This window comes from Halalkalibacter sp. HAAS-P014, assembly GCF_056619965.1.
In genome coordinates this window covers 1-26,315 of sequence record NZ_JBWQTV010000011.1, presented here as the reverse complement: position 1 = coordinate 26,315, position 26,315 = coordinate 1, and the positions used below count along the sequence as shown (strand labels likewise).

Genomic DNA, 26,315 nt, shown 5'->3' with positions numbered 1-26,315 from the left:
GAGGGGAGGGCTTAACTTGAATATAAAAGATCGCGTAGCATTAGTCACTGGTTCTGCAGGTGGAATTGGTAAAGGTATGATTGAAAGATTCTCAAAAGGTGGTGCAAAAGTTGTTGTAAATGATTTGGATGTTAAACAAGTAAATGCAGTAGTAGAAGGGATAAATGAAAATGGAGGGCGAGCAATCGGGATCGTAGCTGATATCACAAATCAGGAACAAGTAGAAAATATGTTTAGTCAAGTGGTTGATGAATTTGGATCTATTGACATTTTAGTTAATAACGCTGGTGTTGAGCGAGATAAAAGTATCCGGAAAATGAGTGAGAAGGACTGGGATCTAGTAATGGATGTGAACTTAAAAGGGGCATTCCTTTGCTCGAAAGCAGCTCAATATTATATGAGAGAGCAAAAGCATGGAAGAATTATTAATATCGCCTCACGTGCATGGTTAGGCTGGTTTGCTCAAGCTAATTATGCTGCTTCTAAAGGTGGTCTAGTAAGTCTTACGAGATCTCTAGCAATTGAGTTAGGGAAATATGGTATAACTGTTAATTGTATTGCACCTGGGTTAATTAAAACACCATTATTTGAGAAATTATCTAGCGAAGTGAAAGATCGACTGTTAGAAGCTCAGCCTTCTAAATCGATAGGAGGAGTTGAAGATATAGCAAATTTGGCTCACTTTTTTAGTGCTGATGAGGCGCATTATATTACAGGTCAACTAATGTACGCTTGTGGAGGAAAAAGTTTATTTGCAGCTCCAGCTAATTAATAAAGGGTTTGAAGATTTAGCTAAGGTCAATCAAGTTAATGGGAAGAGGAGGGGGGGATTAGGTGAAAGAGAGTATGAATGATATGTATATGGTAGAAACATTGGTTGGTAGTCTTAATAAGAAAATGCAAATGATTGAGCCTGTTCTTGAGGCATTAGAAGAAGGGATAGAAGTGTGCGATGAAGATGGCTATATATATTATTTTAATAAAAACTTCTTGAAGCTCTCAGGATTGCAATCGGAGCAGCGTCTCGGCCAAAATATTTTTGAGGTAAATCCAGAAGGAGTACTAGCTTCTGTCGTAAGAACTAAGCAACCAAGGGTAAATATTTTAACGACAACACCAAAAAGAGAAGGAGAAGCATTTGCAAATGGGATCCCTCTATATCAAAATGGTAAGTTTATTGGGGCGGTCATCATTATTAAAGATGTTTCCCAAACGATTGAGCTTTCAAAAAAAGTTAATCAACAGCAATCCTATTTAGCGGAGATTTACAGACAATCTACAGATTATTTAATCTCCGATATTATTACACAAGATGAAAAAATGAAAAAAATAGTTCAAACAGCGCAAACGATGGCGAATTCAGATGAGTCGATTATGTTACAAGGAGAAGTTGGTGTTGGGAAGGATATGATTGCACAAGCAATTCATTCCTATAGTCCAAGAAATAAGAAGCCATTTTTCCGGTTTGATTGTTCTAAATATTCTGAAAGTGAATTAAAATATAAACTGTTTGGCTTTGAGAAGAATGCTATTCCAGACGCTATGTTTGATAAGGTAGGGTTATTAGAGTTAGTTCATGGAGGCACTCTTTATTTAGATAATATAGATCGATTATCCTTGCCTGTTCAAAAGGAATTAGTAAGAAGCTTACAAGCTGGAAAGGGATTGAAAATTGGTGGTAATGTTCCATATAAGATAGAATTGAGAATTTTAGCGTCTTCTAGTCATTCACTTCAACAAAGGTATGCTAATGGGTTCATAGATGATGTGCTGTATGACTATTTACAAAACAATTGCATTGAAATTATTCCACTTAGGGAAAGAAAAGTAGATATCCCTGATCTTGTGAACATTTTTGTTAAAGAGGTTGGAGATGAACTAGGTAGAAATTTAAAAGGGATTGAAAAAGATGCACTTGATGTTTTAATGAATTATAAGTGGCCAGGGAATGTAACGGAATTAAGAAGCATTATTAGAAGAACGGTCATAAATGCCGAAACTGATCTCTTAACGAAAGATTTAATCATGGCAAACCTTCCTTTTGACTATGTAGACGATTATAAAAATGGCATTATGTCGTTAAGTGAGATGGAAAAGAAAACAATTTCCAAAGTTCTTAATTATTATGGAAGGTCGCTGAAAGGAAAAAAACAGGCAGCAGAAGTGTTGGAAATCTCTTTAGCTACACTTTATAACAAGATGAGAGAGTATGAATTGTAAATATCAATGTAAAAAGGGTAAAAGATTTGTTGGGAGGGAGAATTTCTTTTGGATAACTTATTTCCGTTTAGTGATTTGAAGATACTAGATTTTACTAATGAATTTGGTGGATATTGCACAAAGCTCTTTGCTGATTTAGGAGCGGAAGTGGTGAAAATTGAGCATCAACATGGTGACACTTCCCGTAATATGGAGCCTTTTTATGAAAATAAACAGCAAAAAGATAGTTTGTATTATTATTACTTAAATACAAATAAGAAGTCTATTTCTCTGGATTTAGAATCACAGAAAGGTCAAGACGTAATCAAAAAGCTTACGACTGACTTTGATATTATAGTTGAAAATTTTTCGCCTGGCTATTTATCTTCATTAGGGCTGGGTTATGATCAGCTAAAAAAGGTGAATCCAACATTGATCTATACATCGATAACTCCCTTTGGTCAAGATGGACCTTACAAAAATTACAAAGCAACAGACATTGTTGGAGTGGCAATGGGTGGGTTGATGAATTTAGGTGGTTACCCTGACACCCCTCCTGTCAGACCGTATGGAAACCAAGGGTATTATGCAGCTTCTTTGTTTAGTGCGATTGGTCTACTATTAAGTGTATTAAACCGTGACAAAAGTGGCTTTGGGCAACACGTTGATGTTTCCATGCAAGAGTCTGTAGCGATGGCAATGGAAAATGCAGCCCAACTCTATGATCTAGAAGGAGTAGTAAGAAAAAGACGTGGGGCTTCAGGTACCCAAGCAGGATGGGGATTGTATCCATGCGTAGATGGTGAAGTCTATTTAATGACTGCTGGATTGACAAACTCCAGTGGGTGGAAAAATTTAACAAAGTGGTTGTTAGACGACAACATAGAAGGTTCAGAAGCATTAGAAGACCCGAAATGGAATACAGAAAACTGGAGATCAACAAAACAAGCGAAATCTGAATTTTTAGAATTGTTTAAAAAACTATCGATGAAACATACAAAACTAGAACTATACGAAGAAGGACAAAAGAGAAATATCCCTATCTGTCCGGTAAATAATTTGGAAGATGTTTTAAAAAACCCACAATTAAATGCAAGAGGGTATTTTAAAGAATTATATCATGACGATCTAGATACAGAGATCATTTATCCTGGTTCACCTTATCTTTTTTCAGAAATGGAATGGTCTTTAAGAACTCCTGCACCGAAAAAAGGTCAGCATACAAAAGAAATTTTAACAGCAGCTGGTTTTGATGAAACGGAAATTGATGAATTTGTAAAAGGAGGCATTTTATTATGACGAGGCTTCCGTTAGAAGGGATTAGAATTGCTGATTTCACTTGGGTAGGAGCTGGTCCGTACAGTACGAAGATTCTTGCAGATGCTGGTGCGGAAGTAATAAAAATTGAGTCCGGTGTGAGACCAGATGTCTTGAGGTTAACACCTCCATTTTCAAACGGTGAAAAAGGGTTGAACCGTAGTGGATACTTTGCAAATCGTAATACTAGCAAAAAGAGTTTCCAACTCGATATGAGTAAGGAAAAATCTCGTGTAATAATAAAAGAACTAGTGAAAAGTGTTGATATTATTACGAACAGTTTCACACCGAAAACGATGAAAAACTGGGGATTAAGTTATGAGGAACTAAAGAATGTAAATGAACAGATTATTTATCTCAGTATGCCAATGCAAGGAACTACTGGGCCTCATAGAAATTTTAGTGGTTTTGGTGCAACAATGAACGCATTGATTGGATTGAATTATTTAACAGGATACCCTGAAAAAGAACCAATTGGTACTGGTACAAATTATCCAGATCATGTGCCTAATCCTACACATGCAGCTTTCGCGATTCTATCAGCTCTTAGATATCGAAATAAGTCAGGAAAAGGGCAGTATATTGAACTAGCTCAAACAGAATCAGCACTTGCAGTCTTAGCAACAGCCGTCATGGATATGGCCAACAACGGAAACTCGCAAATAAGAAATGGGAATTTCGTTTCATATGCTGCTCCAAATGGTGCTTATCCTTGTAATGGTGATGATCGTTGGTGCGTTATTTCTTGTACGAATGAGGAAGAATGGTTAAATTTTCTTTCAGTAAGTGGACTTGAGCATTTAAAGAATGATCTGAGGTTTTCTACTATAGATGAACGAAAAAAAAATACTCAGGAACTTGACGCAATTATAAGCGAATGGACCGTTCTTCTTTCACCTAAAGAAATCATGCAAAAACTACAGAAGCAAGGGGTGCCAGCTGGAATTGTTCAAACTGCAGAGGACCTTATAGAGTGGGATGAACATATGAAAGAACGCAATCACTTTATTAAGTTGGAACATCCAGAAATGGGCAATTCACTCTATAACAATGTACCTTTTAAGTTGTCCAGAACACCTGCAATCGTTAGAAAATCAGCGCCATTACTAGGTGAGGACACTGAATATGTTTGTAAGAACATTCTGGGTATGACTGAAAAAGAGTTTAAATCTTATAAGGAACAAGGTATTTTTCAATAATAATTAAAGGAGTGTTTTACTAATGAGTTTAATCTATGAAAAAAAAGGTAGAATCGCATATATTATCTTAAATCGTCCTGAAGCAATGAATTCCATTGATCCTGAGACAGAACAAGAATTAATAGAAGCTTGGAAGGATTTTGAGTCAGATCCAAATGTATGGGTAGGTATCTTTACAGGAGCTGGTGAGAGAGCATTTTGTACCGGTTCTGACTTAAAAAAGACGATGCCACCGAAAGAAAGCTTTGCACAACTGACATTAGCTGGGGCGAGTAATAAAGGGTTTGTTCCACCATTTAATCAATATAAGCCTATTATTTGTGCGGTAAATGGTTATGCGATTGGTGGTGGGCTAGAGATGGCAATGATGTGTGATATTATCATAGGTTCAGAAACTTCGCAATATGGTTTATCAGAAGTGAAAATTGGCAGTATGCCGGGATTAGGTGGAACCCAGCGTTTGCCTAGGAAAATACCATATACTCAAGCGATGAAAATGTTATTAACTGGTGAACGAATTGATGCACAAGAAGCCTATCGACTAGGTTTAATTACAGAAGTAGTACCGAATGACCAATTACTTGAAAGAGCTGAGGAATTGGCACAGAAAATTTGTGATAATGCCCCATTAGCAGTTCGTGCTGTGAAAATGGCTGTTAATAAAGGATTGGAAATGTCTTTAGAACAGGGGATGGCAATTGAAAATTTAACTTGGGGTATGCTGCGAGATACAAAAGATAGAATTGAAGGAAGAAAAGCTTTCGCTGAGAAAAGAAAGCCGGACTACAAAGCGGAGTAAAATTACGTCTTTTAGGGATAGAAGGGTGAATTATATGAAACGAACAGAAAAAGGTGTGAGTCCTTTTTGGGACTATATCGGTATGAAAGAACAGTGGGCGGAAAATGGAAAATCGGAGATCAATCTCGAAATTACTCATAATCTATTAAATCGTGCTGGGGTTGTACAGGGTGGGGTATTAGCTACGTTAATTGATGGAGCGATTGGCTCTGCTGTAGCCTCATTATTATTAAAGGATCGAACGACCGCGACCACAGAGATGAAAATTAATTATCTATTACCTGCAAAGGGAGACTATTTAATTGCAAAAGGGAAAATGGTTCACAAGGGTAAAACGTTAGCGATCGGGCAGGCAGAAATAACGAACTCGAAAGGAGAATTAGTAGCTGTAGGAATGGCTACGTTCATCATCTTACCATTATAGAATGATTGAAAGCGCTTCGATTGGAAAGTAGGATATAACTGATGAAAATCGTGGAGTTAGTAATTATAAAAATTTAATATTCTAGGGAGGATTCATATGATCAAAAAGGCTTACTTATTCACTATTCTAGCTACATTATCAATTATTGTTATAGCAGGGTGTTCATCAACTGAAGATTCGGGAGCGACAATAGTTGATGAGGAAGTTGGCAATGCATTCCCTGAAGGAGATATTGAATTTGTTGTTCCGTTTGATGTTGGTGGGGGACTAGATTCAATTGCTAGAATTATGGCAGATAAAGTGGCAGAGAATTTGCCAAACAATGTATCAGTCGCCGTGATAAATCAACCTGGTGGAACTGGATCTGTAGGGTTAAATAACCTGAGTAATGCTAAGCCTGATGGATATTCCATCGCAATTACACCAAAGGCACCTTTCATTATTGAGCCACATTTTGGTGAAGTAAGTTATAGTTATGATAATTTTGAACCTATAATCCAATTAGTAACGAGCCCACAATATTTAACGGTTATGAATGATTCTCCTTTTGAAACATTTGAAGAATTCTTTGACTATGCTCAAGAAAATCATGGTGAATTAACAATCGGAGTAATCGGTACAACATCTGAAGGAACATTAGCTATGGAAAAATTAATTATGGATACAAATATAGACATTAATTTAGTTCCGTACACAGGTGCAGGTCCGGCAGGGACTGCTTTGCGTTCAGGAGTAGTAGACGGCGTTGTGGTAACAGGTCCTACCTTTGGTGATTCGGATGAGATTAGAAGATTAGCAAATGTTAACTCTGAAAGAAGTAGTTCTTATCCAGATGTACCGACAATAATTGACAGCGGGGTTGATGTAGGAATCGACGGCTATAACGGTATCATTGCTCCAAAGGATACACCAAAAGAAGTTGTTGAAATCTTACATGATGCCTTCAAGGAGACTCTTGACGATCCAGAAATTGCTGAGAAGCTAATCAGAGCTGGACTTGATATTAGTTATAGGTCTACAGAAGACTATCGTAGTGCAATTGAGGCAGACTTTGTAGTAGAAGGAGAAATTTTAAAAGCTATTGGGTTAATAGATTAAGAAAATTAGTCGGCAGATACTAAAGGGAAATGAAATATTATAGTCTCATTTCCCTTCTTTTAATTAAATAATTGGAGGTTATAAAGTGAGTATCACAAAAGATGTTTCAAAATTTGTTTCCTCTTTTACATTCGAGCAAATTCCTGTGAGTACGATAGAGATCATAAAGAATGCCTTTATTGATACAGTTGGTGTTGCGATTGCAGGTTATGAAGAACCTGCAAGTCAAATTGTAAGAGAGTTTATCGTTGAGGAAAAAGGGGCTACCATATCGACAATATGGGGATCTAATATTAAAACTACTGCTAGCAATGCGGCATTAGTAAATGGTACAATGGCGCACATCTTAGATTATGATGATTTGAATTCCAAGGCTACGCATGGTCATCCGAGTGCAGCAATTGTCCCAACCGTGTTATCAGTGGCAGAAGAAGTTCAGGCATCTGGAAAAGAGGCAATTCTCGCTTATTTCCTTGGGTTTGAAGTCATGGCATATATTGGGAAGGTGATTGGTTATGATCATTACTTAAAGGGATGGCATGGAACGGCAACACTAGGAGTGCTAGCTTGTACGGTAGCAGCTGGAAAATTATATAACTTAAATGAAGAACAACTCAGGAATGCACTGGGAATCGCAGTATCCCACATTAGTGGAACTAGACAGAACTTTGGAACAATGACTAAATCGTATCATCCAGGAAATGCAGCAAGGTCAGGAATTATTGCTAGTAAACTAGCAAAGAAAGGGTTCACAGGTAATCAAACTATATTTGAAGCGCCTTTTGGTTTTCTAGCACTTTATAGTAAAACAGGAGAGAAAATGATTTCGGAGTCTATTGGAGAAACGTTTGAATTGTTACATTCAAAAATAACATTAAAAAAATATCCTTGTTGCTATGGTTCTCATCGTTCGATTGATGCTTTGCAAGTCTTATTGAAGAAAAATAATATTAAACCAGAAAATATTGAACAAATTCTTGTGAGGGCTCCTGACAATGGTTTTGCCCCATTAATCCACAAAAGTCCGAATAGTGGGTTAGAAGGGAAATTTAGTTTAGAATACCCTCTAGCAGCGATCGTTATTGACGAGAAACTCACGATCAGTTCTTTTCAAGATGAACTAGTGAGAAGACCGGAAATCAAGAAATTAATGGCTAAGATTAAAAGAGTAGAGGATTCAGCTATAAAGGCACCATTAAGTCCAATAGAGGATGGGTATGTTGAGGTGGAAATTTCTTTGACTAACGCCACTACTATTAGTGAAAAGATTAGTGTATCAAAAGGGTCACCTAGCTGGCCCTTAACCGAAGATGAGTTATACGCAAAATTTATTGATTGTACAAAAGAAAGAATAAATAACGAAACTAGTAATCAACTTTTTCAGGTTCTAAGTAACTTGGAAGATACGAATTCAGTTCAATTAGTATCAATCTTAACGGAAGTAATTTCTTGAGAGAAATTCATAAGAGCTATCGGGGGCCTAAGGTGACAAATTTATTTAACAGGGGGTCGTAATGAGCTATAAAAGAACAACTTATGTTGCATTGCTGTGTATCGTTATATTGGCAGTAGTCTTTTTAAACGAAGCTTGGTCATGGCAATTTAGAGAAAATAAAGGAACAATAGGGCCTGATTATTTTCCAATAGGCTTAACGGTCATCCTAATAGTTTTATGTATTGTTAGTTTTGTGAAAACAAAGATGAAGAAAAAGGATATACAAGTAGCAATACCTAATAAAAAGTTATTGTTGACGGTGCTTATTATTTCAGGGTTCTTAATTAGCTGGTACTTTAGTGGTATCTTTTATGTAAATCTTATGTTGTTTATGATGACTTTATTATTTGTGTATGTACCAAAACATTCTGTGAAAAATACATTGATTATTTATCTTCCTTTGACAATCGGAGTAACCATGTTTGTTTATATACTTTTCGATTATGTACTCGGTATGAACCTGTAGTGAAATCTTTATAGGAGGATTTAAATGGATATTTTTGCTTTTGATTTTTCAATTCTTTTCACACTTCCAGTTATTCTCACGATTGTGATTGGTACATCAGTAGGTTTGATTATTGGGACTTTACCAGGATTAGGGTCACAGGTTGCCTTAATTTTATTGATTCCTTTCACCTACCAATTGGATCCGTTAATTGCCATTCTGTTATTACTTGCTGCTTACCAAGGTGCAGAATACGGTGGGTCAATCTCTTCTATTATAATAGGTATACCGGGAACTCCGTCTGCTATTGTTACGGTATTTGATGGCCATACGTACTCGAAGAAGCATGGACCTGGAGGAGCACTTGGTTATTCTTTAGTAGGAAGCTTTATTGGTGGGATAATTGGTGGATTGGCATTACTATTTTTAACTCAACCTCTTGCAAAATTTGCATTAAACTTTTCTGACCCTGAGTTTTTTTTAATTGGAATAATTGGCTTAATAGCGGTGGCTGCCTTAAGTTCTAAAGATTTTACGAAAAGTATGATTTCAACAGTCTTAGGGCTGTTAGCTGGTACAGTAGGGATGGATTTGTTTACAGGGACAGCGAGGTTTACGTTTGGTCGATCAGAATTAATGGACGGAATCAATTTAGTAGCTCTTTTAGTAGGGATGTTTGCTTTTACAGAATTATTTAAAATGATTAATGATGATATTAATAAAAAATATGTTACAAATATTAAATCGATTAAAATAAAATTACCAATCAAAGAGAAGAAATCTGTGGCAAAGTTTGCCGGGATTGGTTCAGTAATGGGGACGGTTATCGGAATGTTTCCTGGACTTGGGTCTGGAACATCTTCATTTTTCACATATGCGACTGCAAAAAAATTATCCAAAAAACCACAAGAATATGGTGAGGGCAATCCAGAAGGAATTATCGCCCCTGAAGCTTCCAATAATGCAACGGTTGGAGGTGCATTGATTCCACTTTTGACACTGGGGATACCGGGTTCATCGACGATTGCAATCCTGATGGGAGCTTTTATTATACACGGCATTCAACCAGGACCTGGAATATTTTCATCAAATACTGATTTAGTTTTCGGGATATCGTATGGGTTCATGCTTACGTCATTAGCGTTGTTTGTTTTGGGTATTCTCATAACAGGTTGGTTTGCCAGAGTTTTAACTGTACCGATGCATTATTTAATACCAGTTTTAATTTGTTTATCATTACTAGGAGTTTTTTCGTCTAAAGGTATGTTTTTTGAAATGTGGTTTGCATTTATCTTTGGTTTCATCTGTTATCTAGTAAGGGGTCTTGACTTTTCATTTCCAGCTTTTGTTCTTGCGTTTATTTTAAGCCCAATTATTGAGGAGAGCTTACGAAGATCTTTAATGTTATCTAAAGGTAGTTATGCAATATTTGTAGAACGTCCGTATTCTTTACTACTTGTCATATTACTTGTTGTGTTTTTAGGATTATTTTCTTTCAGTAAATTAAGAAAGAAAAAAGAAATTACATGATCCCAAAAATGAAAGCGCTATCTTATGTTTGTGAATTGAGAGATTATTTATGATAATTGATGGTGAGAGGGTGTTAATATGGATGTTGGTCAGGAACAAATCATGATACCTTGTACAATTATGAGAGGAGGGACGAGTAAGGCTGTATTCTTAAAGGAAAACCATCTACCTGTAAATATTGAGGACAAAAAGAAATTAATCTTATCCATATTTGGTAGTCCAGATAAGAAACAGATTGATGGATTAGGAGGAGCAGATATACTCACTAGTAAATGTGCAATTATTGGAACCTCTTCTCATTCAAATGCTGATATTGACTATTTGTTCGCTCAAGTAGGAATTGAAGATCCAATTGTAAGTTTTGACATGAACTGTGGGAATATTTCTAGTGCTGTCGGAGTTTATGCAATCGAAGAAGGACTTGTGCGTCCCCAATCACCCATTACAAAAGTACGTATCTTTAATAAAAATACTAATAGTATCATCATAGCCGATATACCTGTCAACATGAATAAGCCATTGATTGAAGGGGACTTCTCAATAGATGGTGTCAACGGAACTGGGGCAGAAATACAACTCGATTTTTCAAAGACAGCAGGTTCCTTTAATGGTAATATTCTCCCTACCGGTAATGAAAGAGAAGATCTATATATTTGCTCACTAAAGAAGAAGATTGAAATATCTATAGTGGATCTCGCGAATGTTTGTGTCTATTTTAAAGCTGAAGATATTGAAATGAGTGGAAGTGAGCAACCTGAAGAATTTACATGTAAACAAAAGAATCTCTTTAAAGAAATTAGAGAGGCAGTCGCAGAGAGGATTGGGATAAACCGAGGAAATGTTCTTTTGCCTTATCCAGTGATGATTGGAAAATCTAGAGATAATCAAATTTTACTAAATGGGAGGAAAATTATAAAAGAAGAAATAGATATTACGGCGAGATTAGTCGGTTTGAATTCTGTTCATAAGGCCTTTCCTGGAACGGGGGCTTGCTGTATAGCAGTAGCTTCATCTATAGAAGGCACAATTGTTTACGATATGTGTGAAGGTAGAAAGGATTTTACAACTTTAAAAATTGGTCACCCGAGTGGAATGATACAAATCGCCTCAAAGGTGTATAAAGAGGAAGGAGAATGGAAAGTTCAAGAAGCGACACTCTCCAGAACCGCACGTACGATTATGAAAGGCTATGTATATGTTCGTAAAAGTCAGTTGTGAAGTTAGTTTTAGTAAGTGAATTATTACCAAAGCGTCGTTCTTTGTATTGGCTGCAAAATTGGAGATACATGGCCCTCTTATAAAATCAACCCTCCCTTTTATTATAATACTCATAGTAGACGTATTAATAATACATTTTTCCTTATAGCGAGTATGGGCTAGTTGTATCTTTTAAATAAAATTATATTGTAAGTGGTAAATGGTCCTATGACTCATAGGGCCATTTACCACTTACGAAATGGGTCAATTCTTTATTTATGGAAGCGTCGTGCCGATCACCCTGTAGAAGAGAAAGAGTGAGTTTGGGCGTACCTGGAATAGCTTCTAACCTATATCCACAACGTTTACTATTTTAATATATTATGTTAAAGTGTTTTCTTACATAACTTTATTATATTAACGCGTTAGGACGTTTAGGTGCAAAAATAGTAAGAATTAATGTAACTAGTTTGAGAGGAGTTTAATAATGTCAAATCGTAATACATTAGACCCTAACTCGCGTGAACAATGGGGAACACGATTAGGGTTTATGTTAGCTGCTGCCGGTTCAGCAGTCGGATTAGGGAATATTTGGAGATTCCCTTTTGTAGTTGGTGAAGGTGGTGGAGCCGCTTTTGTTCTGCTTTATTTAATTTTCGTCTTAGTGATTGGATTGCCACTGCTTATCGGTGAAACAAGTATTGGCCGTAGAGGACGAGCGAATGCCATGGATAGTTACAAGGTCATTTCTCCTAAATCACAATGGAAATTAAATGGTTTCATTGGTGTTATCATCAACTTTATGATTTTGTCGTTTTATTCAGTCATTTGTGGTTGGGCATTTTACTATTTTCTTTTAGCTATAACTGGGCAATTGATCGCGCCTGAGAAAAACTATGCATCTTCGTTTGGGGAGTTTATTACCCATCCATTTATGCCAGTCATTTCACAAGTTCTTTTAATGGCAATTGTCACTATTGTTGTTATAGGTGGCGTAAAGAAGGGAATTGAAAAGTGGAATAATATTTTAATGCCGACACTATTCTTTCTACTAATCGTATTAGTGCTTAGAAGTGTTAATTTAGAAAATGCGCGAGAAGGGTTACAATTTTTCTTGCAACCTGATTTTTCGGCTATAAATTCTACGATTATTCTAGCTGCATTAGGTCAAGCATTCTTCAGTCTGAGTTTGGCTACTGGGGTGTATGTAACTTACGGGAGCTATATGCAAAGTCAAAGTAGTATTCCAAAAAATGCAGTGGGGGTTGTTTTCTTAGACGTACTCGTGGCAATTATGGCAGGTTTAATTATTTTTCCAGCCGTATTCACATATGGAATCGATCCAGGAAGAGGTCCTGACTTAGCTTTCGTTACGTTTCCAGCAATTTTTGCTGATATGGCATTTGGTTCATTATTTGCAGTGTTTTTCTTTTTCTTCGTATTTGTTGCAGCATTCACTTCTGCGATTTCACTTCTAGAAGTACCTGTTGCGTTCGCAAAAGAAAAATTCAATTGGTCCCGAAAATTTGCAACGATTGTTACTAGTTTGATCATCACTAGTTTCGGTGTATTATGTGCACTATCTTTCGGTCCATTATCACACATCATTATATTCGATCGAACAATCTTTGATTTGTTTGACTTTATTACCGCAGAAATATTACTTCCATTTGCTGGACTACTGCTTAGCATTTTCTTAGGCTGGGTCTGGAAGCCGGCAGGAGCAAAACAAGAAGTAGAAAGGGAAAATAACGCCTTTCCTTTCTTTAAAGTTTGGGGCTTCTTAATTAAATACGTAATTCCTATTGTGATTTTCGTAATTTTTGTGGACAAATTAGGAATTATTTAAGGTGAAGCCCGGTTAAAATTGAATAAAATCAAAAAGCAAAGGTGTAGTTCTTACTTTCGTGCCCATGAAAGGAGAACATCCTTTGCTTTTCTTCGTTTATGCTACTGTTTTTGAAACGAGGAAAGTCCTTCATTGGCCAGAATAATGACTAATTCAGCTATTTCTTTTGGTGATTCTTTTAACCCGTTTTTGAGCCAATGTTGGATAACATGAATACTGCCATTCACGATATATAGGGTTAAATATTCAGCATTAAAGGGCAAGTTATCTTTGTCTGCAATCACATTTAAAATATGTCTATGGGCTAGCATCATAACCTTTTGTTGGAACTCTGGATTGCCGTTTTCGCTAAAAAGGGTTTGGGAGCTTTCACGATTTTTCACAAGATATTCCAATAATGTTTCTGTCATTTGTATGGCTTCTTCATTTTTTGTGTAGTTAAAGGAGGACAAGGTTTGGTTTAGATCTTCAATAATGCCATCTTCAATTTGGTTAAGAAGATCATATAAATCATTGTAATGAGAATAGAACGTAGAGCGATTAATATCAGCTAGTTCGCATACTTCTTTAATGGTAATCTTTGTTAATGGCTTTTCTTGTAATAGTTTAATAAAACTTTCTTGTAAAGCCAGCCGGGTATATTTGATACGTCTATCTATTTTTGAAGTCATGTTTTCTCATCCTTTTTTTAAAACGATTTGTTGAAAAACCATCATATTGTATGTCGGTGTTGGATATGTAACAAAAGATAATAAACTGTGTGTTGATTATCCTACACGGTGTTATTATACTTAGACATTAGTTACGTTTCAAGGAGTTGTTCAGTCATGCTAGATATTACTTCTAAAATAATGAAATACAAAAAGTCGATAGTCATAGTGTTTATGCTATTAACTGTCTTTAGTGTAATCGCACAGTTTTTTGTTTCAGTCAACTACAATATGAGTGAATACATGCCAGAGAACACGCCATCGACAAAAGCTATTGAGGTGATGGAAGAGGAATTTGATACACCTCTATCAAACGCTCAAGTAATGATTCAGAATGTTTCTGTTCAAGAAGCTCTTTTGTATAAAGACATGCTAGATGAGATTGATGGTGTCTCCAATGTTGTCTGGCTTGATCAAGTAATCGATTTAAAAACTCCTTTAGAAATGGTAGAAACGGAGTTAGTGGAGACTTACTATAAGGAGAATCATGCCCTCTTTTCGTTAACGGTACGAGAAGGGGACGAAGTGGTGATTACAGAAGCTATTTATGAACTGATCGGTGAGGAAAATGCACTAATTGGAGAAGCGGCTGATACAGCAGTTGCTCAGAGTATGGCATCCGATGAAGCGATGTATGCAGCTCTGTTGTTAGTTCCTCTCATTATCATTATTCTCATCATCTCAACAACTTCATGGATTGAACCATTGTTTTTCCTTACTGCTATCGGGGTATCTATACTGATTAATTTAGGGACAAATATCTTTATAGGCGAGATTTCTTTTGTTACGCAATCTGTCAGTCCTATTTTACAATTAGCAGTTTCGTTAGATTATGCTGTTTTCTTACTTCATAGCTTTTCAGATTATCGGAAGAAAACAACGAACCCAGAAGAAGCAATGCAACTTGCCATCAAAAAATCGTTTCCGGCGATTGCAGCCAGTGCGGCTACGACTTTCTTTGGTTTCCTGGCATTAACGTTTATGCAGTTTGAAATTGGAGCTGATTTAGGAGTCAATCTTGTAAAAGGGATAGTGTTAAGTTTCATTAGTGTAATGGTGTTTTTGCCAGCATTAACGGTCATGTTTTATAAATGGATCGATAAAACACAACATAAGCCTTTCATACCAAATACTTTTTCGATTGGCAAGGGAGTGATGAAGGTACGAATGATCAGCTTGATTGCTGTTTTTCTGATCCTTGTACCTAGTTTCTTAGCACAACAAGAAACTTCCTTCATTTATGGGAACGGCGAACAGCCTGAGTCAACCCGTCTTGGCCAGGATATCTTTGCAGTTGATGAGGTATTTGGTAAGACGACACCGATCGTTCTACTTGTTCCAAAAGAGGATATTGCTAGAGAAGTAAGGATGGAACAAGATCTAGAAAGAGTCCAGCATATTTCAAACGTTATTTCCTATAATCAGGAAATTAGTCCAGCGATCCCACCGGAGTATATAGACTCTTCGATTACGGAACAATTTCATTCGGAGAATTACAGTCAAATTATTCTTTACACGGAAACAGATAATGAAGGAGATGTTGCCTTCGGTGTTGTGGAAACAGTCCGTGAAATTGCAGCCTCTTATTACGGGGATGAAGCGTTAGCTCTAGGAGAGAGTGTTGCTTTATACGATATGAAGGCGACGATTACAAGAGATAATACGATTGTCAACATTTTAACGATCGTTGCCGTTGGGACCGTCTTACTCTTTACATTTAAATCGATTACTCTTCCCATTGTCTTATTGCTAACGATACAAGCAGCGGTGTGGATCAACCTTTCTGTCCCGTATTTTTCAGATACACCTTTAGTCTTTGTCGGTTATTTAGTCGTCAGTACCGTTCAGCTTGCAGCGACGGTTGATTACGCGATCCTCTTTACGGAAAATTATCTTGAGAATCGCAAAAAAATGTCTGCGAAGCAATCAATTATTAAAACGTTGAATGAAAAGACGTTCTCTATTTCGATATCGGCAATGATTTTATCGTGTGTAGGTTTTATCTTATGGATTACGTCTAGCAATCCGATCGTAGCATCAATTGGTTTACTTCTTGGCAGAGGAGCACTATTAGCCTTTATCCTTGTTCTCTTTTTCTTGCCAGCTTTACTTATTTTATTCGATAAAGTAATAGGAAAAACAACTGTAAAAGCAAACTTTTTAAAGGAGGAAAAATGATGAAGAAGAGAATAACGCTTGTTTTTTTAGCGATGCTGCTCGTTTTCCCTTTTCAAATCGCGAATGCTAATGTGAATGGGGCTGTAGCTTCTAAGGATGAGGTCGTATACGGAAGTTTAAGTGCGACAGGTACACTGAACGAACTATATGTTGTGAACATGTTAGATGTAACAGAGCCCGGTCCCATCATCGATTATGGAGAATACACAACGATTCGTAATTTAACGGACCTATCAGCCATTGAGGAATACGAGGATGAAGTACAACTAGAAGCGTCACCTGGTTGGTTCTATTATCAAGGAAATATGGTTGAACGGGAATTGCCATGGAATATCGACATTTCTTATATGCTCGATGGTGAGGAGATTTCTCCAGATGAGTTAGCAGGAAAAGAGGGCCATCTACTGTTAACGATTAAAACAACAGAGAATGAACAGGTAGATCCTACGTTTTTTGAAAACTATACGATGCAAATTTCTCTCACTCTAGATACGGAAATCATTAGTAATATCCAAGCACCAGATGCAACGATTTCAAATGTCGGGAAGAAGAGACAATTAACGTATACGGTCATGCCTGATAGCGAAGGGGACATTCGTTTTCTTGCTGATGTTGTCAACTTTGAAATGGAAGGAATCGACATTGCAGGAATCCCTCTATCAATGGCGCTTGATCATTTAGAAACAGACGAAATGACGAGTGAAATGAAGACGTTAAGCGACGCCATCCAAGAAATAAATAATGGTGTCTCTGAACTAAACACCGGTGTGTCAGAATTGAATGATGGTGTTCAAAGCTTGAATTCTGGCTCCAATCAATATGGTGCAGGGATGACTGAAATAAAGGATGCTTCCTCTGAGATCATTAGTGCTTCTAGGACAATTGATGAATCACTAGGACTGTTAACTGAGGGGCTTAGTGGCTCATCAGATGAGATGGATTTGAGTAATTTAGCGCAATTGCCGAAAGGGTTATTGCTGATGGCCGATGGTTTAAATGAGGTAGCTGGTGGATTAACCCAATTACAAGAAAACTACTCTATTGCATTTTCTGCTTTAGATGAAGCGATGAATGAAATTCCAAGTTCTGCTGTGTCCGAAGAAGACATTCAGCAATTGTATGAAAGTGGAGCGAACCCAGAAACCATTGAGCACTTAATTGAAGTCCTTGCTGCCGCGAAAACAGCAAAAGGAACGTATGACAATGTCAAAGAAGCGTTTTCTGCAGTAGGTTTCACATTGGAAGGAACAAGCGAAGCGATTACTGAAATAAGCAACCAATTAAGTACGATAGCAAGTGAACTTTCCGTTGCTTTTGAGAGTATGGAAGGAATGGATGCACTAGGTGAATTAGAAGAAGGTCTCGGCTTACTAGCAAAAAATTATGGTGAGTTTCACGCTGGTCTTGTTTCGTATACTGATGGTGTTACCGAGCTTGCAAACTCCTACAGTGAGATTGATTCGGGTTTTGAAGAAATTGCAAAAGGAACATCTGAGTTGAGTATTGGTGTCGGAGAGCTTCATGATGGCACAGCAGAATTAGCTGATGCTACGAATGACTTACCAGAGGCCATGCAGGAAGAGATCGATGCCATGGTGGAGGAATTTGATAAATCTGATTTCGAGCTTGTATCGTTTGTATCTCCGAAAAATACAGACATTGCGTCTGTTCAATTTATCCTGAAGACAGAACCAATTGAAATAGATGAAGAAGAGGATCTAACTGCCGTTGACGAAGAAGGGGAAGTAAGTTTTTGGGAGCGACTTAAAAATTTATTTCTATAAAAATCGCATGAAGCACCTGATGAGCGTATCAGGTGCTGTTTTTTTATGTTATGAAAGGTATATCTTTCAGGGTTAGACGAGGAAGGCAATGGCTTAGTAAATTTAGTAAGTCGCCTCACATCTTTTTCCTCTGCGAGGAGAGAGGGAGAAGCAATGATCTTAAATTTCTGTTCGCAAATCCCATAGCTCAGGGAAGAAGCGCTGATCTAGAACTTTTTTCAAATAGTTCACACCAGAGGATCCACCTGTTCCCACCTTAAAGCCAATGATTCTCTCAACTGTCTTCATATGACGGAAGCGCCATTGTTGTAGCCAGTCTTCAATATCAACGAGCTTTTCACCGAGCTGATATAAATCCCAATATTGATCGACATTACGGTAAACAGTCAGCCAAGCTTCGCGAACAGAATCATTAGCTTCATAAGGTTTTGAAACATCACGGTTCAGCATATCGGGGTTAATCGGCAATCCAGCTTTTGCAAGAGCTTGAATTGATACATCATACAAGCTTGGTGCATGATAAGCTTGTTTTAAAATTTTATGAAGCTCTTGATCTTTTTCGTAGATTTTTAGAATGTGTCCTGTTTTATAACCAAGAGCAAATTCAATAAGACGGTATTGGTAGGACTGAAACCCAGAAGCCTGCCCGAGTGAATCACGGAATTCCATGTATTCAGATGGCGTCATCGTTGAGAGAACGTCCCATGCTTGAATGATTTGCGATTGAATTTTCGAGACACGGGCCAACCGTTTAAACGAAGTCGGAAGATCATCTGCTTGAATAGACTCAATCGCTGCATTTGTCTCATGTAAAATTAATTTCATCCAAAGCTCACTTACTTGGTGAATCACAATAAAAAGCATTTCGTCATGATGATTCGATAATCGATCTTGACTTGAAAGAAGGGTGTCTAACTGCAAATACTCACCGTACGTCATATTGTTTTTAAAATCAGTATGAATCCCTTTTTCCGTTTCTGTTGCTTTGTTTTGGTGTGTTTCGTTCTTCGTCATAAGTAAGCCTCCTTCATTTATAGTGGGCGTATAACCGCTCGGACTGGACTTCCGTCGGCATCTTTTAAAGGCAAAGGCAGGGCAATTAATTCGTAATCTCCTTCTTTAACATGGTCTAGCATAAGATTTTCTAGTATGTGGATCTGATGTTGAAACAGAGCGTGATGGCCTTCCAAATCTTTGCTATCGAGTGCGTCGACAGATGGAACGTCAACTCCAATTAAGCGAATTCCTTTTTCATGTAAATAAGCAGCGCCATCGGCTGTGACATACGGAATGCTTTCTGGAAACCGGTCTGGTCTATTTGGAATTGCTGTTTTAACCAAAAGTCTAGTAACTCCGTCTAAGTCAAACTTACTAAGGGCAGCGCGATTGATTTTGTCATAAGAAGAAAAGTTAACCACGCGAGCCTCACCGATAAAAACATTAAGATCTAAATCCAAAATTTTGGCGCCATCATTGTGAAAGTGAAAAGGTGCATCGACGTGAGTTCCGGAATGAACACTCATCGTCATTTGACCGATATTCACCGAACCTGTTTGTTCCTTGGAGTAAGTTACTTCATAAGAAAAAGGAGTATCTTCTGGCCAGTGGGCAAGTTTATCATGTAAAGGCTGCGAAACATCGATCCATGTTTTGTTATTCATTTGCTTACTCATCGTTATGCCACCACCTCACGTTCATTCTTAAATTTTTTATAACGCTCTTCTTTCATAATTACCTTAAGGATTTGAACACATTGCCATACTTCTTCAAACGTATTATAAAGGGCGACAGGTGCAAGGCGAATCCCATTTGGTGTACGAAAGTCTGGGATGATGTTTTCTTCTTTTAACGCCTTACAAATTCTAGCAGCTTCTGGGTGCTCAAGGATAATATGCCCACCTCGTCTATGATCATCTTTGGGATTTTGGATCGTCAAACCATATTCTGTAAGTTCGTGCTCAATTAAGTCCATCAAATAGCGAGTAAGCTTAAGAGATTTGGCCCTGATTTTTTCTATTCCGATTTCTTCAAAAATGGAAAGCGAGCCAATCAGAGGGGCAAGGCTTAGGACATGTGGGGTTCCTATTTGAAAAGCGCTCGCATCCTCAGCTGGTGTTAAAGTATGGTCCATGTCGAATTGCTTATCTTTACGCGAACTAAACCAACCTGAAAGCCCAGGGTGTTTAGCGAAATGTTTCTTATTAACAAATAACCCCCCAACACTACCAGGCCCACCATTTAAATGCTTATAGTTGCACCAGAAGGCGAAATCAACGTCCCAGTCACTCAAGGAATGAGGAATAGAGCCAACAGAATGACATAAATCAAAGCCTATTAAAATATTGCGCTTATGAGCCTCTGTTGTTAAGCGTTTCATATCAAGTATTTGACCACTACGATAAAGAACACTCGGTAAGACTATAAGGGCAATGTCTTCGTTCATTTCATTGATAATGTCCTCTTCCCTTAAGGTATGACCATCCGAACTACTAACTTCAACTAAGTGCTCGCTAGGTTCATAACCTTTTAAAGTAAGCTGGCTTTTTAATGCATATATATCACTTGGGAAGTTGAGCTCATCGGCTAAAATTTTCGTTCTCTTGCCGTCTGGGTTATAAAAAGTACTTACTAATTGATGGAGATTCACGGTTGTTGATCCCGTTACGATGACTTCTTCAGGAGAGCCTCCAACAAGTGGAGCTATGCTTTTCCCCAACGATTCCGATAAGTAAAACCAAGGATGCTCACCTTGAGTCCAACCATCAATGCCAAGGTGCTTCCATGAATCTAGTAAGCGAAGTAACGTACCTTCAGCTCGTTTCGATAGGAGTCCGAGCGAATTTCCATCAAAATAGATGCTTCCTTCTTTTATATAAAACTCATTGCGATAAGGGGCAAGCTCATCTTTCTTATCTAAGCTAATAGCGAATTCTTTCGTGAGAGCGTTATCGGCATTGGACATAAAAACTCCTCCTTTATTAGAGTAATGATCTTATAATCAATTATATTTTGATAGTTGACATGATGTCAATGACGCTATGTCAACTTAATTTTTGGATCGTTGTATTCCTATATATAAACTTGTAGAATAAAGTCGATAGAGATAAATGAGGTGTAGAATGTGGCAAATGACAAGGAGAAATTAACGTCAAGGGAACGTCAAGCAATTCAAACGAGAAACAATCTTTTGGATGCAGGAAAGGCTATTTTTCTCGAAAATGGCTTTCAAAAAACAACGATTTCTCAAATTATAAAACGAGCTAACACGGGATATGGAACAGCCTATGTTTATTTTAAAAATAAAGATGATTTGTTTATTGTTTTAATGGAAGAAGTGATGGACAAATTCTATCAAGTAGCGAAGCAATCATTTGAACCAAAATCAAAAAAGGAAGCACAAGAGCAAATCTCAAACCAAGTTCGATTATTTCTCATGTTAGCAGTTGAGGAGAAAGCAATGATGACAGTCGTAAAAGAAGCAATTGGTTTTTCTTCTGAAGTAGAAGAAAGGTGGAATGTGATTCGTGAACGATTTATTGAACGTATATCTGTTGATGTTCGCTATTCACAAGAACACGGGTTAGCAAAATCTGCTTTTGATCCTGAACTAGTAGCTCGTGGCTGGTTTTATGCGAATGAAATGTTCATGTGGGATTGCGTAAAAGGAGATAATGACTTTCCGATTGATGATGTAATTGTCAATTTGACGAGAATGTATGTAGATGGGTTGTATTAAAACGTTTATTGGAGAAGTGCTTTTTGGGTATATGATGTGGGGCAGGGACATGTATACTGCTGGTTTTCCGATTATAACCTACCGATAGAAAGCAATGGATGTTGAAATGAGTGTAGATTTTTAATGGATCTACACTCATTTTGATAGAATAGTAGTTGTTACCTTTGCCGATCAATAACTTTTGTTCCTCTAAAATACACTTGTTTAACTTTTTCTACGTCGGTTATTTCCAAACCGGGTATCCCATCAGCAAGTAAGAAATTAGCATCCAATCCAACTTCTATCCTTCCGAATCTGTCTCCCTTATTTAGAATGTCGGCAGGATTTGCTGTGAGTAAGGCGAGTATGTTATTTTCGTCAAATCCATGATCAAGTAACAATTTCATCGGAGCTTTGGCAATTGTCATTAGCATGTCAGGCCCTTTTAATTGACGATCTTGAAAAGGGAGCCAAGGTGCGTTTGGATAAGGAGGAAGGTAGGCATCTGTAGCGATGGAAACTGAAATTCCTTTTTTAAATAGCTTGAAAATGTTGTTTGGTGAATTCGGCTGAAGGTGCGTCCCACCCATTGGAGTTGCCACTACTTTAGCTTTCTTTTTTGCAATGCTGTCAATTAACTCATCGGAAATACCATGCGCATGATGTAATACATCGACACCGGCTTTTAATGCCATTGAGATTCCTTTTTCACCGGCAACATGAGTGCCGATGTGCTTTCCTAATTGATGATACGTTTTAACGATTTTATTGAGCTGTTTTTGAGAATAGATTACCTCGCCAGCCCTTGGTACTTCTTCAACAGAAAAATTAGCAGGTGTAGCATTGATAAAAATATTCTCCCCTGGGTAGTCGCTTTCGGCTGCAATTTCTCTAACGATTTCTGGATCATTCAACTTTTCTTGTGTGACAGGTGATGATTTGGTTACAGCTGTAAAATGTGCCAGTTGATTAAAACCAATCGAAATGCTTGTCGTCGCATAGGAAATATCGATTGGAACCTGTTTGGCAATTTCTCTGTAATCTGCTACTGAGAAGTCACAAAGAGGGTGACCACAAATCTGTTCTCCTAGAGCTGTGATTCCAGCTGACAAGGCTCGTAACAAAATGGCTTTTCCGGCAATAAAATGGGTTTCCGTTGTAACTGGATAAAGGGAAGAGGGTGCGAATTCTAATAAATGAGTATGACAGTCAACTAAGGATGGAGTAAGGACCTTATCGGAACAATCGATCTTGTAAACATTTTGATATTTTTCCTTGAGGGTATTCCATGTACCAACGTCAAATATTTTCCCATCCTTCACAACGATCGCGCCATCTTGAATCGTGCCTTTCTGGCTAACAGTGACAATCTTTTTAGCTTTAACGATGTACAACTGCTTCATTTCCTACACCACCAAAAATGGAGTTAAAAAATAACCCAGTAAAACTGCCGTAAGCAAGCGTAGAAGTAATCCAATCACTGCCGCCTCCAACACTTCTCTCTCATTTAAGTTTGATGTTTCTGCCCATGTGACTGGCACTTGCCCAAAAATAACCGATAATGGGAGACCTGAATTGGCAATTACAAATGATCCTACAATTAAACGAGGGTCAATCGTACTGGCTAATTCGGCTAATTGAGCGACAGCTAAAGTCGGAGCTGCAAGTAGAGAAACAATTCCTGTGCTCGGTTCGATGCTTAAAAAGGTTAACGTCGTTGATAAAGCTGCTTCGATAAATGTCCAAACTCCTAAGAAGTTCAGAACACCAATAAAGAAAAACACAACGGCAACAGCGGGTATAATAATTAAGAAAAGCAAATGCGCCCCCTCTTTGGCTGAAGAAAAAATCGTATCTAAAAACCTTGTATTTGGTGTGAAACGTGGCAATTCATTTAAATCTACTTTTTTTGTATCGCGATAGATCGTTCTAGATAAGATATACGGTACAACAATTATTGGCACAAATATCGATAAGATTACTAGAGGAAAGGCATTAATGCCAAATGCAGCTAGAGCTATTAGACCTAAAACGAACGTGGCAAAAGATTGTGGGGATTGAATCATAGTTGCAACAGATATCTTTTGTTCTGCTTTGGTTGCTTTTGCTTTTACTAAGATTGGGCCGGCAATTTTCCCAGCAGCATTAATATCACCTAAGATGTTATACACACTAGGAATAATGACAGCAGGGTTGATTCTAAATACTTTCATGATAGGAACAAAAAGTCTAATCAAACCATCTGTGAATCCTAGACGTTCTAGCAATCGTCCAAAAATAATACTCACAATAATCGCTACCCCAACTTCACCAGTTAAAAAGATATCAACTACAACAGGTTTTACTTCTTTTATTATCATGTCAAATAGCTGGGAAAGAGAAGAGGGAGCAAATAATAATAATGCTAATGCAGAAATGACCAAAAAAAGCCCGATGATCTCATAGCGATTCCATTTTGATCGGTGAGATTTGTTAAAAGATTTGGGTTTGTTTTGGTTGTCCATGCTAATACCTCCCATCATTTTTTACTATTTTATGATTGGAGGAATAAATGTGTGTGTGACCATCTGATTTTTTTCAGAAGATGAAATTTATCATATTATAGATATGAAGATTGAAATTAAGATAGGATACGAGGTAGATAATTCATAGACATGAACAAAACAACAAGAGAAAAAGTGAATATAGGTCTTTTTTTGTTTTGATCCGTTTTATAAAAGCTAAAGTTTTGTCGCAAAAAGATGATTGATGATTAGAATAAAGTACTTAATTGAAGTATGGTTCTTTTCTGTATGATGGACTGCTGTGGTTTTAAATACGTTCTCTCTTCTTATGTATAGAAGTTATGTAAGTATAGTTGAATGTTATAAAAAAGGGATTGATTCCATGGTTGAACTGTGTTAAATTATTAAATCTAGTCGCGAAAAAAACATTACAAATAATGTTTGCGCAGAATTTTTACCTGTGATATATTATTCCTTGTCGTTACGAAAGAATGACTAATTCAGTGATTGTCGCAAAAAACTTTTTGAAAAATTGTTGCGTAGAACATGTTGATTTGTTATAATAATAAATGTCGCTGATAACGAGTGGTGAAACGAGTTCTTTGAAAACTGAACAAAAGCCAAGCGAAATAGAGATACAAGATATCTCATCAATGAAGTGATTTACAATGAAAATCACATTTCCGTATGAATACATACGGATTGAGCTAATCAGCTTACCATTTTCATGGAGAGTTTGATCCTGGCTCAGGACGAACGCTGGCGGCGTGCCTAATACATGCAAGTCGAGCGAACCAATTAAGAGCTTGCTCTTATGAGGTTAGCGGCGGACGGGTGAGTAACACGTGGGCAACCTGCCCTGTAGACTGGGATAACATCGAGAAATCGGTGCTAATACCGGGTAATAGAATGAACGCGCATGCGTTTATTCTCAGAGATGGCTCCGGCTATCACTACAGGATGGGCCCGCGGCGCATTAGCTAGTTGGTAAGGTAACGGCTTACCAAGGCGACGATGCGTAGCCGACCTGAGAGGGTGATCGGCCACACTGGGACTGAGACACGGCCCAGACTCCTACGGGAGGCAGCAGTAGGGAATCTTCCGCAATGGACGAAAGTCTGACGGAGCAACGCCGCGTGAGTGATGAAGGGTTTCGGCTCGTAAAGCTCTGTTGTTAGGGAAGAACAAGTGCTATTCAAATAGGGTGGCACCTTGACGGTACCTAACCAGAAAGCCACGGCTAACTACGTGCCAGCAGCCGCGGTAATACGTAGGTGGCAAGCGTTGTCCGGAATTATTGGGCGTAAAGCGCGCGCAGGCGGTCTTTTAAGTCTGATGTGAAAGCCCCCGGCTCAACCGGGGAGGGTCATTGGAAACTGGGAGACTTGAGTACAGAAGAGGAGAGTGGAATTCCACGTGTAGCGGTGAAATGCGTAGATATGTGGAGGAACACCAGTGGCGAAGGCGACTCTCTGGTCTGTAACTGACGCTGAGGCGCGAAAGCGTGGGGAGCAAACAGGATTAGATACCCTGGTAGTCCACGCCGTAAACGATGAGTGCTAGGTGTTAGGGGTTTCGATGCCCTTAGTGCCGAAGTTAACACATTAAGCACTCCGCCTGGGGAGTACGACCGCAAGGTTGAAACTCAAAGGAATTGACGGGGGCCCGCACAAGCAGTGGAGCATGTGGTTTAATTCGAAGCAACGCGAAGAACCTTACCAGGTCTTGACATCCTTTGACAACCCTAGAGATAGGGCTTTCCCCTTCGGGGGACAAAGTGACAGGTGGTGCATGGTTGTCGTCAGCTCGTGTCGTGAGATGTTGGGTTAAGTCCCGCAACGAGCGCAACCCTTGATCTTAGTTGCCAGCATT

General features: G+C 38.0%; 21 protein-coding genes and 1 rRNA gene. 16 read left to right on the top strand and 6 right to left on the bottom strand.

Features of this window, described 5'->3' with window-relative positions; translation table 11 throughout:
- Window positions 1-16 precede the first annotated feature (16 nt).
- The 12 genes from AC1FXZ_RS08775 to AC1FXZ_RS08720 all read left to right on the top strand — a co-directional run bounded on the left by AC1FXZ_RS08775 (window position 17) and on the right by AC1FXZ_RS08720 (window position 13,552).
- Window positions 17-772 (top strand): SDR family NAD(P)-dependent oxidoreductase, encoded by a 756-nt coding sequence (locus tag AC1FXZ_RS08775; protein WP_480052634.1) that lies wholly within the window; start codon window positions 17-19, stop codon window positions 770-772.
- A gap of 62 nt (window positions 773-834) precedes the next feature.
- Window positions 835-2,220 carry a sigma 54-interacting transcriptional regulator gene (locus tag AC1FXZ_RS08770; RefSeq protein ID WP_480052632.1) on the top strand — a complete coding sequence of 462 codons (1,386 nt, stop codon included), beginning with the start codon at window positions 835-837 and terminating at the stop codon, window positions 2,218-2,220.
- Between the two features lie 48 nt (window positions 2,221-2,268).
- Window positions 2,269-3,498, top strand: coding sequence for a CaiB/BaiF CoA transferase family protein (locus tag AC1FXZ_RS08765; protein ID WP_480052630.1), 1,230 nt, complete (start codon window positions 2,269-2,271; stop codon window positions 3,496-3,498).
- The gene (locus AC1FXZ_RS08760; RefSeq protein ID WP_480052628.1) at window positions 3,495-4,715 is read left to right on the top strand and encodes a CaiB/BaiF CoA transferase family protein; all 1,221 of its coding nucleotides are present in this window, start codon (window positions 3,495-3,497) and stop codon (window positions 4,713-4,715) included. The genes AC1FXZ_RS08765 and AC1FXZ_RS08760 overlap by 4 nt, the downstream gene beginning before the upstream one ends.
- 22 nt (window positions 4,716-4,737) lie before the next feature.
- Window positions 4,738-5,514, top strand: a complete 777-nt coding sequence (locus AC1FXZ_RS08755; protein WP_480052626.1) for an enoyl-CoA hydratase/isomerase family protein — start codon at window positions 4,738-4,740, stop codon at window positions 5,512-5,514.
- 34 nt (window positions 5,515-5,548) lie between these two features.
- The gene (locus AC1FXZ_RS08750) at window positions 5,549-5,938 is read left to right on the top strand and encodes a PaaI family thioesterase (RefSeq protein ID WP_480052624.1); all 390 of its coding nucleotides are present in this window, start codon (window positions 5,549-5,551) and stop codon (window positions 5,936-5,938) included.
- A gap of 96 nt (window positions 5,939-6,034) precedes the next feature.
- On the top strand, window positions 6,035-7,036 hold the full coding sequence (locus tag AC1FXZ_RS08745) for a Bug family tripartite tricarboxylate transporter substrate binding protein (protein WP_480052622.1): 1,002 nt from the start codon (window positions 6,035-6,037) through the stop codon (window positions 7,034-7,036).
- An 85-nt stretch (window positions 7,037-7,121) separates the two neighbouring features.
- Entirely contained in the window at window positions 7,122-8,489 is a 1,368-nt protein-coding gene (locus AC1FXZ_RS08740) for an MmgE/PrpD family protein (RefSeq protein ID WP_480052620.1), read from the top strand.
- Between the two features lie 61 nt (window positions 8,490-8,550).
- On the top strand, window positions 8,551-8,997 hold the full coding sequence (locus tag AC1FXZ_RS08735; RefSeq protein WP_480052618.1) for a tripartite tricarboxylate transporter TctB family protein: 447 nt from the start codon (window positions 8,551-8,553) through the stop codon (window positions 8,995-8,997).
- A 24-nt stretch (window positions 8,998-9,021) separates the two neighbouring features.
- Window positions 9,022-10,506: a tripartite tricarboxylate transporter permease gene (locus AC1FXZ_RS08730; RefSeq protein WP_480052616.1), complete on the top strand. Its 1,485-nt coding sequence runs from the start codon at window positions 9,022-9,024 to the stop codon at window positions 10,504-10,506.
- A 78-nt stretch (window positions 10,507-10,584) separates the two neighbouring features.
- A complete protein-coding gene (locus AC1FXZ_RS08725; protein WP_480052614.1) occupies window positions 10,585-11,724 on the top strand; it encodes a PrpF domain-containing protein in 1,140 nt (379 codons plus the stop codon).
- 466 nt (window positions 11,725-12,190) lie between these two features.
- On the top strand, window positions 12,191-13,552 hold the full coding sequence (locus AC1FXZ_RS08720) for a sodium-dependent transporter (protein ID WP_480052612.1): 1,362 nt from the start codon (window positions 12,191-12,193) through the stop codon (window positions 13,550-13,552).
- Window positions 13,553-13,653: 101 nt separating this feature from the next.
- On the opposite strand, the gene AC1FXZ_RS08715 is transcribed toward AC1FXZ_RS08720, so the two are convergent.
- Complete coding sequence (locus AC1FXZ_RS08715) at window positions 13,654-14,223, bottom strand: TetR/AcrR family transcriptional regulator (RefSeq protein WP_480052610.1); 570 nt, start codon at window positions 14,221-14,223, stop codon at window positions 13,654-13,656.
- Window positions 14,224-14,379: 156 nt separating this feature from the next.
- Between AC1FXZ_RS08715 and AC1FXZ_RS08710 the strand changes: the two genes are divergently transcribed.
- On the top strand, window positions 14,380-16,440 hold the full coding sequence (locus AC1FXZ_RS08710) for an efflux RND transporter permease subunit (RefSeq protein ID WP_480052608.1): 2,061 nt from the start codon (window positions 14,380-14,382) through the stop codon (window positions 16,438-16,440).
- Window positions 16,440-18,224 (top strand): YhgE/Pip domain-containing protein, encoded by a 1,785-nt coding sequence (locus tag AC1FXZ_RS08705; protein WP_480052606.1) that lies wholly within the window; start codon window positions 16,440-16,442, stop codon window positions 18,222-18,224. Before AC1FXZ_RS08710 ends, AC1FXZ_RS08705 begins: the two co-directional genes overlap by 1 nt.
- Window positions 18,225-18,383: 159 nt before the next feature.
- Here the strand turns inward: AC1FXZ_RS08705 and kynA are convergent, their stop codons facing one another.
- Genes kynA through kynU form a run of 3 tightly spaced genes read right to left on the bottom strand, consistent with a single transcriptional unit; the run spans window position 18,384 to window position 21,186 of the window.
- Window positions 18,384-19,238, bottom strand: coding sequence for a tryptophan 2,3-dioxygenase (gene kynA, locus AC1FXZ_RS08700; RefSeq protein WP_480052604.1), 855 nt, complete (start codon window positions 19,236-19,238; stop codon window positions 18,384-18,386).
- Between the two features lie 17 nt (window positions 19,239-19,255).
- Window positions 19,256-19,885 carry an arylformamidase gene (gene kynB / locus AC1FXZ_RS08695; RefSeq protein WP_480053079.1) on the bottom strand — a complete coding sequence of 210 codons (630 nt, stop codon included), beginning with the start codon at window positions 19,883-19,885 and terminating at the stop codon, window positions 19,256-19,258.
- A 14-nt stretch (window positions 19,886-19,899) separates the two neighbouring features.
- On the bottom strand, window positions 19,900-21,186 hold the full coding sequence (kynU, locus tag AC1FXZ_RS08690; protein WP_480052602.1) for a kynureninase: 1,287 nt from the start codon (window positions 21,184-21,186) through the stop codon (window positions 19,900-19,902).
- 159 nt (window positions 21,187-21,345) lie between these two features.
- On the opposite strand from kynU, the gene AC1FXZ_RS08685 reads away from it, so the two are divergent.
- On the top strand, window positions 21,346-21,960 hold the full coding sequence (locus tag AC1FXZ_RS08685) for a TetR/AcrR family transcriptional regulator (protein ID WP_480052600.1): 615 nt from the start codon (window positions 21,346-21,348) through the stop codon (window positions 21,958-21,960).
- A 158-nt stretch (window positions 21,961-22,118) separates the two neighbouring features.
- Here AC1FXZ_RS08685 and AC1FXZ_RS08680 read toward each other — a convergent pair whose 3' ends face one another.
- The gene (locus AC1FXZ_RS08680) at window positions 22,119-23,342 is read right to left on the bottom strand and encodes an amidohydrolase family protein (protein WP_480052598.1); all 1,224 of its coding nucleotides are present in this window, start codon (window positions 23,340-23,342) and stop codon (window positions 22,119-22,121) included.
- A 3-nt stretch (window positions 23,343-23,345) separates the two neighbouring features.
- Entirely contained in the window at window positions 23,346-24,443 is a 1,098-nt protein-coding gene (locus AC1FXZ_RS08675; RefSeq protein ID WP_480052596.1) for a hypothetical protein, read from the bottom strand.
- Between the two features lie 724 nt (window positions 24,444-25,167).
- On the opposite strand from AC1FXZ_RS08675, the gene AC1FXZ_RS08670 reads away from it, so the two are divergent.
- Window positions 25,168-26,315 (top strand): 16S ribosomal RNA (locus AC1FXZ_RS08670); the annotation flags it as partial.

Coding starts and splice junctions, on each gene's coding strand:
- AC1FXZ_RS08710 (WP_480052608.1), top strand. CDS start 14,380: ATGCTAGATATTACTTCTAAAATAATGAAATACAAAAAGTCGATAGTC.
- AC1FXZ_RS08745 (WP_480052622.1), top strand. CDS start 6,035: ATGATCAAAAAGGCTTACTTATTCACTATTCTAGCTACATTATCAATT.
- AC1FXZ_RS08715 (WP_480052610.1), bottom strand. CDS start 14,223: ATGACTTCAAAAATAGATAGACGTATCAAATATACCCGGCTGGCTTTA.
- AC1FXZ_RS08750 (WP_480052624.1), top strand. CDS start 5,549: ATGAAACGAACAGAAAAAGGTGTGAGTCCTTTTTGGGACTATATCGGT.
- AC1FXZ_RS08675 (WP_480052596.1), bottom strand. CDS start 24,443: ATGGACAACCAAAACAAACCCAAATCTTTTAACAAATCTCACCGATCA.
- kynU (WP_480052602.1), bottom strand. CDS start 21,186: ATGTCCAATGCCGATAACGCTCTCACGAAAGAATTCGCTATTAGCTTA.
- kynA (WP_480052604.1), bottom strand. CDS start 19,238: ATGACGAAGAACGAAACACACCAAAACAAAGCAACAGAAACGGAAAAA.
- AC1FXZ_RS08725 (WP_480052614.1), top strand. CDS start 10,585: ATGGATGTTGGTCAGGAACAAATCATGATACCTTGTACAATTATGAGA.
- AC1FXZ_RS08705 (WP_480052606.1), top strand. CDS start 16,440: ATGAAGAAGAGAATAACGCTTGTTTTTTTAGCGATGCTGCTCGTTTTC.
- AC1FXZ_RS08680 (WP_480052598.1), bottom strand. CDS start 23,342: ATGAAGCAGTTGTACATCGTTAAAGCTAAAAAGATTGTCACTGTTAGC.
- AC1FXZ_RS08760 (WP_480052628.1), top strand. CDS start 3,495: ATGACGAGGCTTCCGTTAGAAGGGATTAGAATTGCTGATTTCACTTGG.
- AC1FXZ_RS08735 (WP_480052618.1), top strand. CDS start 8,551: ATGAGCTATAAAAGAACAACTTATGTTGCATTGCTGTGTATCGTTATA.
- kynB (WP_480053079.1), bottom strand. CDS start 19,885: ATGAATAACAAAACATGGATCGATGTTTCGCAGCCTTTACATGATAAA.
- AC1FXZ_RS08730 (WP_480052616.1), top strand. CDS start 9,022: ATGGATATTTTTGCTTTTGATTTTTCAATTCTTTTCACACTTCCAGTT.
- AC1FXZ_RS08720 (WP_480052612.1), top strand. CDS start 12,191: ATGTCAAATCGTAATACATTAGACCCTAACTCGCGTGAACAATGGGGA.
- AC1FXZ_RS08755 (WP_480052626.1), top strand. CDS start 4,738: ATGAGTTTAATCTATGAAAAAAAAGGTAGAATCGCATATATTATCTTA.